Origin of the sequence: Secundilactobacillus silagincola, from assembly GCF_002583405.1 — a bacterium.
Classification (GTDB): domain Bacteria; phylum Bacillota; class Bacilli; order Lactobacillales; family Lactobacillaceae; genus Secundilactobacillus; species Secundilactobacillus silagincola.
Genome location: NZ_BCMJ01000025.1, coordinates 1 through 468, shown reverse-complemented (window position 1 = coordinate 468; position 468 = coordinate 1). Strand labels below are relative to the sequence as shown.

Below are 468 nucleotides of genomic sequence, written 5' to 3'. Positions count from 1 at the left end.
TTAACTTAACCTCATCACTTACGTGACGGATTAATTGAGTATTACGCGAAGTAAATAAACTTTACTAATAAAAAACTCAAAATACGCGGTGTTCTCGGCTTAATTAATGAAATTAATTAATATAAAAGAAAATTGATATTATCTAGTTTTCAAAGAACCAATTCTTTGATTCCCTTACGGAATCAATGGAGAATAGCGGGATCGAACCGCTGACCCCCTGCTTGCAAAGCAGGTGCTCTCCCATCTGAGCTAATTCCCCATAACAAACAAAGTTTGTTGAGTGGGCCTAAATGGACTCGAACCATCGACCTCACGCTTATCAGGCGTGCGCTCTAACCAGCTGAGCTATAGGCCCAATAAAGCGTTATATCTAATTGAGAGTAGACCTCTCAAAACTAAACAAAGTTTTGTCTCATGTGCAGGTTTCCGTATTATTCCTTAGAAAGGAGGTGATCCAGCCGCAGGTTC

General features: G+C 39.7%; 2 tRNA genes. Both read right to left on the bottom strand.

The annotated features are described in order from the left end of the window. Positions 1-186: 186 nt before the first annotated feature. Positions 187-259: transfer RNA gene (locus CES82_RS12035), tRNA-Ala, on the bottom strand. A gap of 22 nt (positions 260-281) precedes the next feature. Continuing rightward, a tRNA-Ile gene (locus CES82_RS12030) sits at positions 282-355 on the bottom strand. Positions 356-468 lie beyond the last annotated feature (113 nt).